This window comes from Affinibrenneria salicis, from assembly GCF_008710095.1.
In genome coordinates this window covers 18,111-30,655 of record NZ_VYKJ01000007.1, presented here as the reverse complement: position 1 = coordinate 30,655, position 12,545 = coordinate 18,111, and the positions used below count along the sequence as shown (strand labels likewise).

Below are 12,545 nucleotides of genomic sequence, written 5' to 3'. Positions count from 1 at the left end.
TTAGCGCATGTTTTGCAGACTTCCACACCGACCGGCGGCGCTGGCGCTGCTGGTGATGGGCATGGTACTGAACGCCGGCGGCGTCTGCCAGGCGGCCGGCGCCGAAGCGCCGGCGCCCCGGTTGAGCGCGCTGGCCGGCAGCGCCAATAACGACGAGGCGCGGTTGCTGAACGACAGCCGTTTCTGGCCGGGCGCCGATCGAGTGATACTGAGCGGGAAACAAGGCCTGCTGTTGCAGGATAGTCAGGGCGCGACGCTGTCCAGTCTGCCAGGCCGCTACCAGTCGCTCGATCTGCGCAGCGACGCCGGCGGGATGCTGGTCAGCGCGCTGGATAAGACGCGCCAGCAACCGATGCTGGTGCGGCTGGACGGCGCCAGCCGCCAGTGGGAAAACCCGCGCTACCTGCCCGCGCCCGCGTTCAACGTTGAAGGCAGCTGCCTGTTCCGCGATCGATCGGACAACAGCTTCCTCTTTCTGATCGGCGACAAGGGCGTGGCGCAACAGTGGCTGGTGGCGCAGGGCGCCCGGCTGTTAGCCACGCCGCGTAAGGTACGCGACCTGAGTATGCCGCCGCAAAGCGAATACTGTCAGACGGATGACAGTCGGGCTCTGCTGTACGTCAACGAAGACGCGATCGGCCTGTGGGCCTATGACGCCGAAGCCGAGGCGCCGCTGCGGCGGCGGCCGGTCGATATACGCCAGCCGTTTGGTTCGATCGACGGCCAGGTGGCGGGCATGGCGGTACTGCCGGACGCGGTGCTGGCGCTCGATCCGAAATCCCTGCGGCTGCATCGTTACCGCTATGCGGCGGACGGCTGGCAGGCCGATGGCGCGCTGCCGCTGCCGGGCCTGAAAAAACCGCAGGCGCTGACGGCGCGTGCGACGACGCAGGGAGCGGAAATCATCATCGCCGATAAACGGGGTCTGCATCAGGGAGGCATCGACTGGTCGCTGCCGGCCAGCACGCCGCTGCCGCTGACGCCGGTGTTGCCGGCTCAGCTGGAAACCGAACCGGTGAGCAGCCTGGGCGATGCCGCCGACGATCCGGCCATTTGGGTTAACCCGGTCGACGGCGCCGCCAGCCGCATTCTGGCCACCGACAAACAACGCGGCCTGCTGGTGTACGATCTGCAGGGCCGCAAACTGCAGGATCTGCCGGTCGGCCGTCTGAACAACGTCGACCTGCGCGCCGGGCTGCAGATCGACGGTAAAACCGTCGATCTGGCCGTCGCCAGCAACCGGGATAACAATTCGCTGCACCTGTTCTCCATCGCGCCGCACAGCGGCGAGGTGGCCGAACTGGGCCAGATCGCCACGCCGCTGCCTGAGATCTACGGACTCTGCATGTTTAAGGATCGACAGGGCGCGATTTACGCCATCGTCAACGATAAGAGCGGCCGTTTCCTGCAGTACCGTTTGCAGGGCGAACGCGGCGCGGTGCGCGGCCAGGTGGTGCGCGAATTCAGCCTGCCGAGCCAGCCGGAAGGCTGCGTGGCGGATGACCGCCAGCAACGGCTGTTCGTCGGCGAGGAAGATGTCGCCGTCCACGCGCTGGATGCCCGGCCCGACCAACCCGCGCGGCTGCAGCAGGTGATCGCGACCGGCGGCGCGCTGCAGGCGGATATCGAAGGCATGGCGCTGTATCAGGGACGCCAGCACAGTTATCTGGTGATCTCCAGCCAGGGCAACAGCCGCTACCTGGTGCTCGACGCCCTGCCGCCTTACACCCTGCGCGGCGCGTTCCACATCGGCCTGAATGCCGAAGCGGGTATCGACGGCGCTTCCGAAACCGACGGTCTGGATGTCACATCCGCCAATCTGGGCGGTCCGTGGCGTCAGGGCATGCTGGTCGTGCAGGACGGCCGCAACCGCATGCCGGAACAAACGCAGAACTACAAATATCTCCCCTGGTCGGCGATCGCCGCAGCGCTGAAGCTGGCCGACTAATGATTAACCCCCGTCCGCCCGCCGCCTTAGCGCAGGCGGACAAGCGTAAGGAAAAAATGATGACTCCTGATAATGCAATGACGCTCAGCAGCCTGATTGGCAACGCCAGTCTGCTGGTGCAGTGTGTGATGGCGATCCTGCTGCTGGGTTCGCTGACCTCGTGGTATCTGATTGTGGCGCACGGTCGCGTGCTGCGCGGCAGCGAGAAAGATGTCGTCGCCTTCCGCCAGCGTTTTCGTCAGGACGGCGATTTGCCGTCGCTGCAGCGCGCCATCCAGAACGATATGGCCAGAGACGCCGGCGCCAGACACATTTTTGCCGCCGCCTGGCATGAGTATCAACAACTGAGCCAGGTGAAAGGCGTCTCGCCCGACGCCGTGACGTCCGGCGTCGAGCACAGCCTGCAGGTCGCCATCGCCGAACAGGAAGAGCGCCTGACCCGCGGTCTGGCCATGCTGGCCACCATTGGCTCGGTCAGCCCCTATATCGGTCTGTTCGGCACCGTGTGGGGCATTATGAATGCGTTTATCGGTCTGGCGCACGTTCAGCAGGCGACGCTGAACACGGTGGCGCCGGGCATCGCGGAAGCGCTGATCGCCACCGCTATCGGGCTGTTCGCCGCCATCCCGGCGGTCATCTTCTACAACCGTTTTACCGCCCGGACGCAAACGCTGGTGAACCGCTATTACAGTTTCGCCACTGAGCTGCAGGGCTATTTGCACCGCCAGTTGCAGATCGCGGCTCACGCGACCGTTTCCCGTTCCCAGGCCGCCTGACAGGAGTCGTTTATGCGCAGACAACCGTTACGCCATAGCCCAAAGGCCGAAATGAACGTCGTCCCTTATATCGACGTCATGCTGGTGCTGCTGGTGATCTTTATGGTTACCGCGCCGATGCTGCTGCAGGGCGTAAAACTGGAACTGCCCAAAGTGGCCAGCGAGGCGCTGCCCGCCGACGGCAACCGGCAAATTCTTACCCTGTCGGTCAAAGCCGACGCCACCTATTACTGGAATTTAGCCAGCGACGTCCAGACTGAGCAGCGCGACGACTCAACGCTGGCCGTCACGCTGGACGAGATGAGCGCGCGGGTAGCGGCCATCATCGCCGCCAAAGGCGACACCCAGGTCTATATCCGCGCCGACCAGGCCGCCAACTACGGCAGCGTGGTCGCCTGCATGGCCGCGCTGCAAAAAAGCGGCGTCGAAAATATCGGCTTGATTACCGAGGCGCCGCAATGAGCACCTGTGACTATGCCGGCGACGTCATGAACGTCCCCAGCGTCTGGCCCCGACGCATCGCCGCCGCCGCGACGGCGCTGGCGGCTCACCTGCTGCTGGCGACCCTGCTGCTGCAGCACTGGCAGATCAACGCGCCGCCGGCGCCCGTCGTTCGCCACCTAAACACCACGCTGATCACTCTGCCCGCCGCCCAGCCGATAGTCGCGCCTGCGCCGACAGCGGAACCGGCGCCAGAGGCAGCGCCGGAGCCCGCTCCGCTTCAGACGCCGCCCCCCACGACAAGCGAGCCGCCGGCCGTCACGCCGCCCAGGCCGGACAAGGCGCAACTGGCGCGCCAGCAGCAGGCGCGAGAGCGCAAGGAAGAACAAACCCGGCGAAGGCAACAGGAAAAACAGCGCCAGCAACAGCAGGATCTGGCGCAGCAGAGAGCGGCCGATGAGCAACGCCGTCAGGCGGCGCTGCAGCACCAGGCCGCCGAACGCGCGGCGCAAAACGCGCGTCAGGCGGCGGAAATGACGGGACGTCAGTACCAACCGATCAGCAAACAGACGCCGGACTACCCGGAGAAAGCGTTAAGCCGCAAGATTGAGGGCGATTGCACCGTGGTTTACCGGGTAAACCGACGCGGCGAGGTGGAAAATCCGCAGGCGGAAAGCGACTGTAACCCGCTGTTTGTGCGCCCGTCCCTCAGCGCGGCCAGAACCTTCCGCTACCAGCCGCGCATCATCAACGGCCAGCCTGTCGATGTACCGCAGGTCAAAAATACCTTTCACTACCGGATCCAGTGAATCCGACGGATCGCCCTGCGCTGGCGGCGGAGCGGTCCGCAGGTGCAGACGCCGCCGGCGGGAAACCGTCAGACCGGCCGGGCACGATGAAAAGCCGCTTCAATATTATAGCCGTCGGGATCGAGAACAAACGCGGCGTAGTAATAGTGGGGATGATAGTGAATACGCCGGCCGGCGGCCCGTTATCCGTGCCGCCGCATAAAACGCCTCGACCTGCGCGCGCGATTCGGCGCTGAAGGCGAAATGCGCGCGCGGCAGTCCGGCGACATCGCCCTGAAAAATCCAGAAGTCTCCACCTGGATCGATCGAGGCGCCATAGTCCGCGACAACGCCAACGCTGACGGTCGACGCCAGCGCTTTTATCTGCCGGTAACCCAGCGTTTGCAGCGTACGTTGATAAAATGGCCGGCGCGGACAAGATCCGTAACCGGAATGCAGAAATGATCCAGCCAATGCCCCTCCTCGTTATCGTCGCGCTCCGCCAGGACACGCCCGGTTTATGACGGATTGAATCAATAGCCGACAAACTCGGCCAGTCCCGGCGCGTTGTCCTGTTTACGCCACGCGAAGGCGACCTCATACAGCACCGGTTCGCCCGCCAGCGGACGGAAAGCGACATTATCCCAGCCGCTGCGCCGCAAAAATTCAGGCACCAGCGACACGCCCAATCCCGCCGCCGTCAGCCCGATGATGGTTTCCATCTGCAGCGCGCGCTGAGCGACACGCGGCGTAAATCCCGCGCGTTCGCAGGCGGAAAGGATGGCGCGATACAGACCCGGTCCTTCGCTGGCCGGAAACATGATCCAGGGCTCCTGGGCCAGCGCGCCGAGCGTCAGCTCGCTTTGCGCGGCCAACGGGTGATCCTGCGGCAGCGCCGCCACCAACCGGCTGGAGAGCAGCGACTGCACCGCCAGCCGCGCCCCGGCATATTCCGGCAGCGGCAAGGCGACGATGGCGACATCCAGCCGATCCTCCAGCAAGGCGTTAACCTGACGCGCGGTGGTCGCTTCGTGCAGTTCCAGAGCGACGTCCGGATGGTCCCTGCTGAAACGGGCAATTCTGGCGGGCAGCCGATGCCGCACCGCGCTGGCGACAAAACCGATGCGCAGCGAGCCGGTCAATCCCTGGCCCGCGCGCCGCGTCAGCGCTTCAGCGCGCGCCATCTGCTCCAGCGTGCGCCGCGCCTCTTCCTGCAGCACCGTTCCGGCGGCGGTTAAACCGGTAATACGGTTGGTGCGCTCGAACAGGCGCACGCCCAGCGTTTCCTCCATATTGCGGATTGCGGCGGTCAGCGGCGGCTGAGCCATATTCAACCGTTCGGCTGCGCGACGGTAGTTCATGGTTTCCGCCACCGCCAGAAATTGCCGCAGCTGACGCAGGCTTAGCATAGTTTGATACCTTTAATGTATTGTAGAGCAAGATGGATAGTATTAGACATATCACCGTGACGTCTCGATGATAAGCCTTATTTCATCTCACCCAGGAACCAGGACGATGAGCGATTCGCTTTCTTACGCTAACCGCTGCGCCAGAATGCTGACCAGCCTGCTGCTGGCCGCCGCCCCGCTGACGTTGGCGGACGAGGGGAACAAGATCGCGTCGGCGGCCGATCCGGCAGAGCGCGCGCTGGTCAGAAAAGATCGATATATTGCTTTAACGCAGGGCGCATCGCTGTTCGTCAGAGAGGTCAGCCTGGCGTCGTCGCCGGCCGGCCACTTTACGCCGGTGCTGTTGCTGCACGGCGCGCGCGTGCCGGGCATCGCCTCTTTCGACCTGCCGGTGCCGGGCGGTTCGCTCGCCGGCGATCTGGCGGCGGCCGGCCACCGCGTTTATATCATGGATTTGCGCGGCTACGGTTTTTCCAGCCGCCCGGCCGCGATGAACGCGCCGCCGGAACGCAGCGCGCCGCTGATGCGCACCGCAGATGCGGTCGCCGACATCGGCGCGGCGATGCGCGCCATCATGCAGTGGAGCCGGAGCGATAAGGTCAGCCTCGTCGGCTGGGCGACCGGCGGACACTGGGCCGGCGCTTATGCCGCGCAATACCCGCGCCATGTCGGGCGACTGGTGCTCTACAATACGCTCTACGGCGCCGCCGACCGGCACGACACGCTCGGACGGGGATCGCCGCTCGACACGCCCGGCAACCCCGGCGTCTTTAACGCCGCCCGTTTCGGCGGCTACCGCATCAACAGCCGAGCCAGTCTGTTCCCCGCCTGGGACGACAGCATTCCGTCGGCCGACAAGACGCGCTGGCGCAATGACCGGGTCGCGCAGGCCTATGCCGATGCCGCGCTGGCGTCGGACGATACCGCTTACCGCAGAAATCCGCCCGGCTTCCGCGCGCCCTCCGGCGCCATGGCCGACAGCTTTGAGCTGGCGATCGGTAAGAAACAGTGGCAGGCGGCGCGGCTCAGCATGCCGGTGCTGATTATTCGCTCGGCGGGGGACTTCTGGAGCCGGCCGGAAGATGCCGGCGCGCTGGCGCGGGAAGCGCCGGACGCGCGGTTGCTGACCATTCCGCAGGCCACTCATTTCGTCCATCTTGACCGCGACGAAGCCGGCAGAAATCAGTTTCTGACGGCCGTCAGCCGGTTTCTGGCGTCCGACGGGCTGCCGCCGCGGCGGGATAACGAGCAGGCGCGTCCGTGACTAACGCGCCGCAAACTAAACGGTCGCGCTGATATCTTCGGTTAACAGCGCGCCCAGTAAAGCAAACCCGGTCAGGGCGGCAAAGGCGTAGTGAAAGCCGGCCATGCCTGACCAGGCGTTGAGAATCACCACGATCAGGGCAACAGCAACCGCGCCGCTGGCGTATTGCGCGGTGATCATCAGCCCGCTGGCTACGCCCTGCTGCTCATCCGGCACCTCATGCATACCGACGACGAATTTAGCGGTATAGATCATCCCATGCCCCACGCCGCTCAACAGCAACCCGCCGATAAATCCAGGCCAGACGATCCGCGCCTCAAGCGAATAGAGAATCAGCAGCAACCCCACGCCGCCGGCCAGAAAGCCCCAGCGCAGCACCCGTACGGCCGCAAATGCGCTAAACAACCTCCCGGCGATGGCATTGCCGACGATAATCATCAGCGTCAACGGGATGAAGACCAGCCCGGTGAGCAATGCGCTATAGCCGTAATGGTTCTGCATCAATACGGTGAGCAGAAACAGTTCGCTTCCCACGCTCGCCATGTAGAGGGCGCTGGCGATACTGCCGCGCCGCAGCGAGGCCAGCCGCCTTAATCCATGCGCCACCAGCGGTCGTCCGCCGTATTTTTCGCCCAGCCAGAACAGTAAGATGAAGACCGCGCTCGCGCCGAACCAGCGATGGGTATCGATATGGTTAAGCCCATGGCCGGCCAGCGACGTCATCGCCAATACGATGCTCAACACGCTCAGGGTCGCCAGTACGGCGGCCATCAGCGGCAGGCTCTGGCGCGTCGTCGGGCGGACAACGACCAGAAAATAACGGCGGGCGGACCAGATACAGGCCAGACCTGGCGGCACATTGACTAAAAACACCAGCCGCCAGCTAAACTGGGCGAACAGACCGCCCAGCACCACGCCGGCCACTAATCCGGCGGCGCCCACCGCGCTCCACACCGTTAACGCCCGGGCTCTGGCGCGACCCGGCCGGAAATGGTGGGAAATCAACGCAATGATGGCGGGCTGCAGCAACGCCGCCCCCAGCCCCTGAACGCCGCGCGCGACGATCAGCGCATGGGCGGAGGTGGTGACGCCGCCCAGCAGCGAGGCCAGGCTGAACAACGCCATGGCAATAATAAACATATTTTTAGCGCCGACCGCATCGCACAGCCGACCGCCAGCCAGCAAAAAACCCGCGAATATCACGCCATAGGCAGACACGATCCATTGCGCATGCGCGTCGGCCAGTTGCAGAGCGCCGGCGATCTCCGGCAGGGCGACATAGATAATCGAATAGTCCAGAGCGATAACAAACTGCGCCAGCGACAGCACCAGCAGCGTGATCGACAAACGCGCCCGCCCCCCGCGCCCTTCAGCAATACCCTCGGCCATAGCCCTCTATCCTTCAGTAAAAATCAAACCCTCAATCATGAATTGATTTCATTATTGAGGCGGTGTCTAATCAGCTTAAATCCCGTAGCAGGGCCGATTCAAAGTCATTTATTTCAGCCACAGATGAGTTAAATTCAGCATGAGAAAAAGACGTCTGCCGCCGCTGGGCACGCTCAGGGTTTTCAATGCCGTGGCGCGTCATCACAGTTTCAAACGGGCCGCCGATGAGATAGGCGTTACCGCCACCGCGGTCAGTCATCAAATACGTCTGCTGGAAGAGCAACTGGAAACAAAGGTTTTTGAACGCAGCGCCAGAGGCGTGGCGTTGACGGCCAGCGGCGAACTGCTTTTCCACACTACGGAACGCGTGTTCAGCCAGTTGCGTGACACCGTGGAAAGGATTCATGCCGATAACGCGCCGTCGGCGTTAACCATCACCACCACCTCGAACTTTATTACCCACTGGCTGGTGCCGCGTCTGGCCGGGCTGAAGATCGCGCTGCCGGAAAGCGATTTGCGCTTACACGCCAGCGTGGAACGGGTTGATTTAACGAAAAAAACGGTGGATGCGGCGATCCGCTATCGCGAGACGGCGGAGGACAGGCTGGCCTCGACGCTACTGTATCAGGACCGTTTTGTGCTGATCGCCAGCCCGCGTTTAGCCATCAAAAGGCTCAGCGACCTATCATCGGTCACGCTGCTGCACGTCGATAATCGCCACGTGCCCGCCAGCACGCCCGACTGGGAAAACTGGCGCCGCCGCATCGGGCCGGAGACGCTGAATTGCGGGGCCGGTTTACATTTTACCGATGAAACCCACGCTATTCAGGCGGTGGTCGCCGGTCAGGGCGTCGCCATCGTCAGCAGCCTGCTGGCGCACGATTTCATTCGGCAAGGGGTGCTGTGCGCGCCCTTTGATCTCGCCCTTCCCGGCGCCAATTATTATTTGGTGACGCTGGCCGAAAACGTCGAGCGCCAGGATATCGTCAGCCTGAAAAACTGGCTGCAGGACAATATGCGGGAAATGCAATAAAGCGCGCCTGCGACGCCGGAACAGAGAACGCCGTTTACAGCGACGCGGCGATAAATTCCCGCAGCCACTGATGGGCCGGATCGCGGTGCGAACGCTCATGCCAGAGCATCGCCATTTCGAAGCCGGGTATCTCGACCGGCGGTTCGACCACCTGCAGCGCCGTCTGATGACGCGCCAGCCTCTCAGGCAGCATCGCCACCAAATCGGTGCGGGCCAGCACCGACATAACAAACAGGAAGTGCGGCACCGAGAGCACCACGCGACGCGTCAGCCCCACCCCGGCCAGCGCGCTATCGGTAACGCCCTGAAATCCGCCGCCGTCCGGCGAAACGATCACGTGATGCAGCGAGCTGAATTGCGCCGGCGTCGGCGGTTTTTTCAGTTGCGGATGGCCGGTCCGGCCGACCAGCACATAACGTTCGGCAAACAGCACGCGGTGACGCAGCTCCGGCGGCGAACAGTCGCGGGTATGAAATGCCAGATCGATCTTGCCCTGCTCCGCCTGGCTGGCGAGACGCGACGGCGCCGTTTCAAAAACCGCCAGCCGGCTATGCGGCGCGGCGGCGCGCAGGCCGGCCAGCGCGGGCAGCACAATGGTCGATTCCCCGTAGTCGGACGCGGCGACGCGCCACGTCTGGCTGGCCTTTCCCGGCTCAAACGGATTGGCCGGCGAGACGGCGCGTTCGAGCGCCGCCAGCGCCTGGCGCAGCGGCGCGCGCAGTTCGTCCGCTCTGGCCGTCGGCCGCATGCCGCGCGGCCCGGGCAACAATAGCGGATCGCTAAAAAATTCGCGCAGCTTCGCCAGCTGTACGCTGACCGACGGCTGAGACAGATTCAGACGCCGCGCCGCACGGGTGACGTTATGCTCGACCAGCAGCGCGTCCAGGGTCAGCAACAGGTTGAGATCCAGCCGGGCTAAATTGTGCATATTTTTCCTTCATCATGCGGGATATCGGCGCGACGCCGCCATTAACCGGAGTAAGCGTCCGCGCTTCCCGCAGCTCTATGGTATTAATAATAACAATAGCTGATATTTCAGTAATTCATTTCAGTTATACATGCTCTCTCCCTACCCTGCATCTGTAACTTACATGGAGATATCGTTATGAATGTTTTGATTGTCTATGCTCATCCAGAACCGCGCTCGCTGAACGGTTCGCTGAAAGCGTTCGCCGTCCAACGTCTTGAAGCGGCCGGACACAACGTACAGGTATCGGACCTGTATGCCATGGGCTGGAAAGCGACGCTTGACGCCGGCGACTACCCGCAAAGACCTGACGGCGAGCCTTTTAACCCGATGAGCGATTCGCAACGGGCCTACGAACAGGGAACACAACGCCCCGATATCAGCAAAGAGCAGGAAAAACTGCGCCGGGCGGATGCGGTTATCCTGCAGTTCCCGCTGTGGTGGTTTTCTATGCCGGCAATCCTCAAGGGCTGGGTGGATCGCGTCTATGCGTATGGATTCGCCTATGGCGTTGGCGAGCACTCCGAACGCCACTGGGGCGATCGCTATGGCGAAGGCGTGATGACGGGAAAACGGGCGATGTTGATGGTGACGGTCGGCGGCTGGATATCGCACTACAGCGCGCGCGGCATCAGCGGCCCGATAGACGATCTGCTGTTTCCGATCCAGCACGGAATACTGTATTACCCCGGCTTTGACGTCCTGCCGCCCTTTGTGGTTTATCACACCTCTCGCACAGACGACGCGCGCTTTACCCAACTGAGCGCGGAACTCGGGCAGCGGCTGGATAGCCTGTGGGACACACCGCCCATCCCCTTTCGCCCGCAGAACGGCGGAGACTATACGATCCCGGATCTCACGCTGAAAGCGAACATCGCGCCCGGACAATCAGGCTTCCCGATCCACCGCCGCCAGCGTCCGGACGTCTGCGGCTGACGCCGTCCCGCGACGGCGCCGCGCCGCAGGCCTGGCGCTTAGCCGTGCGGCGGGAAGTAGCTTTCAATCTCGCTAAAGCCCATGGCGTCGTCCAGCGCGCTAAAAGATTCGCCGGTTTTCACCTGCTGCGCGGCGCGGATAAACGCGCCCAGCGCCAGCCGGGATAACGACGAACCGACGCTGATCCGCTTCACGCCCGCCTGCGCCAGCTGCGCCATGCTGAAGGTGGCGCCAGCAATGCCGGCGATGACGTTAACCGGCTTAGCAAGCGAACGGCATACGGTCTGAATAGCGTCTAAATCCCGCAGGCCGGGCGCATACAGCACATCCGCGCCCGCTTTTTCAAAGGCCTGCAGCCGACGAATGGTATCGTCGAGATCCGGTTTGCCCCACAGATAGTTCTCGCAGCGCGCGGTCAGCACAAAATCCTGCGCCAATGCGCCGCACGCCTCGGCTGCGGCCTGAATACGCTCGACCGCAAGCTGAAAATCATAAATCGGCCGATCGGCACGCCCGGTATAATCCTCCAGCGAACCGCCGGCCAGCCCCGTCGCGGCGGCGGCGCGGACCGTTTCCGCCACGCTCTCCGGGCTGTCGCCGAATCCATTTTCGAGGTCGGCGGAAACCGGCAGCGTCGTCGCATCGACCAGCGTCCGACAATGCGCCAGCACCGTCTGCCGATCAACCTGCCCCTCGCGAACGCCCATAGAAAAAGACATGCCCGCGCTGGTTGTCGCCAGCGCCTGGAATCCCATCGCCGCCAGAATACGCGCCGTGCCGACATCCCACGGATTAGGGATAATGAATGCGCCTTGCCCCTCATGTAACTGTCTGAAAATACTTCCGATACTCGTCATACATTCTCCGGATGCGTCCGCCGGGCGGCGTTCGCGAGCCACCTTCCGCCCACATGATATCGGCCTTTATCGCATATCCGGTGGACCGGCGCCGTTTATTTTTTTCGCCCGATCGCCAACCAGCCAACGGCGTTGCGACGGCTGACGCGAAGATTCGCGCGCGGGATAACGGAGCGGCGTCGCCAATCGTTTTAGCGCGCTGCGCGCCGCCGCCGGAAAAATGAGGCTATTCAGCCTCGCTGCACGAATACGGCGCCGCCGACGATCATACCGGCGCCAATAATTCTCATCAGCGATGCCGGGCGGGCGGGAAATCCCATCAGCGCAAAATGGTCAAAAAAAACCGAAATGCCCATCTGGCCGGCAATCGCCAGCGCGATAAAGGTCGCCGCGCCCAGCGACGGCGCCACCAGCGTGGCCAGCACCAGAAAAGCGACGCCCATCGCGCCGCCGCACCAGCTCCACCACGGCGCCTGCGCCAGGGTCTGGGGCGCCGGCAACGGCACGCGAAAAAATAGCATCAGCATGCCCATCAAAGTAATGCTGACCAGCGCGGAGACCAGCGCCGCCGTTAACGGATACCCTACCAGACGACTCATTTCAGCATTCGCGCCCGCCTGCAGAGGCAGCGCGGCGCCCGCGAGGATCGCCAGCAAACACGCCCCCAGTTGTCCCAGTGACATTTTCTCTCTCCTGCCCGCTTGTCGATAGCAGCCACTATAATTATTCTTATTTAT

At 63.2% G+C, this 12,545-nt stretch carries 13 protein-coding genes; 7 read left to right on the top strand and 6 right to left on the bottom strand.

Translation table 11 applies throughout. From position 1 onward, the window contains the following. Positions 1-7: 7 nt before the first annotated feature. Genes FJU30_RS14305 through FJU30_RS14290 form a run of 4 tightly spaced genes read left to right on the top strand, consistent with a single transcriptional unit; the run spans position 8 to position 3,974 of the window. Positions 8-1,948: a phytase gene (locus FJU30_RS14305; RefSeq protein WP_150435657.1), complete on the top strand. Its 1,941-nt coding sequence runs from the start codon at positions 8-10 to the stop codon at positions 1,946-1,948. 56 nt (positions 1,949-2,004) lie between these two features. Next, a complete protein-coding gene (gene tolQ / locus FJU30_RS14300) occupies positions 2,005-2,724 on the top strand; it encodes a protein TolQ (RefSeq protein WP_150435656.1) in 720 nt (239 codons plus the stop codon). 12 nt (positions 2,725-2,736) lie between these two features. Beyond that, positions 2,737-3,186 (top strand): protein TolR, encoded by a 450-nt coding sequence (gene tolR / locus FJU30_RS14295; RefSeq protein ID WP_150435655.1) that lies wholly within the window; start codon positions 2,737-2,739, stop codon positions 3,184-3,186. Next, the gene (locus FJU30_RS14290) at positions 3,183-3,974 is read left to right on the top strand and encodes an energy transducer TonB (RefSeq protein ID WP_150435654.1); all 792 of its coding nucleotides are present in this window, start codon (positions 3,183-3,185) and stop codon (positions 3,972-3,974) included. Before tolR ends, FJU30_RS14290 begins: the two co-directional genes overlap by 4 nt. A 105-nt stretch (positions 3,975-4,079) precedes the next feature. Here FJU30_RS14290 and FJU30_RS14285 read toward each other — a convergent pair whose 3' ends face one another. Both FJU30_RS14285 and FJU30_RS14280 read right to left on the bottom strand, forming a co-directional pair. After that, positions 4,080-4,427 carry a VOC family protein gene (locus FJU30_RS14285; protein ID WP_317984047.1) on the bottom strand — a complete coding sequence of 116 codons (348 nt, stop codon included), beginning with the start codon at positions 4,425-4,427 and terminating at the stop codon, positions 4,080-4,082. A gap of 59 nt (positions 4,428-4,486) precedes the next feature. Continuing rightward, positions 4,487-5,362 carry a LysR family transcriptional regulator gene (locus FJU30_RS14280; RefSeq protein WP_150435653.1) on the bottom strand — a complete coding sequence of 292 codons (876 nt, stop codon included), beginning with the start codon at positions 5,360-5,362 and terminating at the stop codon, positions 4,487-4,489. Positions 5,363-5,468: 106 nt separating this feature from the next. On the opposite strand from FJU30_RS14280, the gene FJU30_RS14275 reads away from it, so the two are divergent. Next, on the top strand, positions 5,469-6,626 hold the full coding sequence (locus FJU30_RS14275) for an alpha/beta fold hydrolase (protein ID WP_223881591.1): 1,158 nt from the start codon (positions 5,469-5,471) through the stop codon (positions 6,624-6,626). Between the two features lie 15 nt (positions 6,627-6,641). Here the strand turns inward: FJU30_RS14275 and FJU30_RS14270 are convergent, their stop codons facing one another. Beyond that, positions 6,642-8,015 carry an MFS transporter gene (locus FJU30_RS14270; protein ID WP_150435652.1) on the bottom strand — a complete coding sequence of 458 codons (1,374 nt, stop codon included), beginning with the start codon at positions 8,013-8,015 and terminating at the stop codon, positions 6,642-6,644. A 139-nt stretch (positions 8,016-8,154) separates the two neighbouring features. On the opposite strand from FJU30_RS14270, the gene FJU30_RS14265 reads away from it, so the two are divergent. Continuing rightward, the gene (locus FJU30_RS14265) at positions 8,155-9,048 is read left to right on the top strand and encodes a LysR substrate-binding domain-containing protein (protein WP_150435651.1); all 894 of its coding nucleotides are present in this window, start codon (positions 8,155-8,157) and stop codon (positions 9,046-9,048) included. 34 nt (positions 9,049-9,082) lie between these two features. Here the strand turns inward: FJU30_RS14265 and FJU30_RS14260 are convergent, their stop codons facing one another. Beyond that, complete coding sequence (locus FJU30_RS14260; RefSeq protein ID WP_150435650.1) at positions 9,083-9,976, bottom strand: LysR family transcriptional regulator; 894 nt, start codon at positions 9,974-9,976, stop codon at positions 9,083-9,085. A gap of 177 nt (positions 9,977-10,153) precedes the next feature. On the opposite strand from FJU30_RS14260, the gene FJU30_RS14255 reads away from it, so the two are divergent. Beyond that, on the top strand, positions 10,154-10,951 hold the full coding sequence (locus tag FJU30_RS14255) for an NAD(P)H-dependent oxidoreductase (RefSeq protein WP_150435649.1): 798 nt from the start codon (positions 10,154-10,156) through the stop codon (positions 10,949-10,951). Between the two features lie 38 nt (positions 10,952-10,989). Here the strand turns inward: FJU30_RS14255 and FJU30_RS14250 are convergent, their stop codons facing one another. Beyond that, a complete protein-coding gene (locus FJU30_RS14250) occupies positions 10,990-11,808 on the bottom strand; it encodes an isocitrate lyase/PEP mutase family protein (protein WP_150435648.1) in 819 nt (272 codons plus the stop codon). A gap of 230 nt (positions 11,809-12,038) precedes the next feature. Beyond that, positions 12,039-12,491 (bottom strand): DMT family transporter, encoded by a 453-nt coding sequence (locus FJU30_RS14245; RefSeq protein ID WP_150435647.1) that lies wholly within the window; start codon positions 12,489-12,491, stop codon positions 12,039-12,041. Positions 12,492-12,545 lie beyond the last annotated feature (54 nt).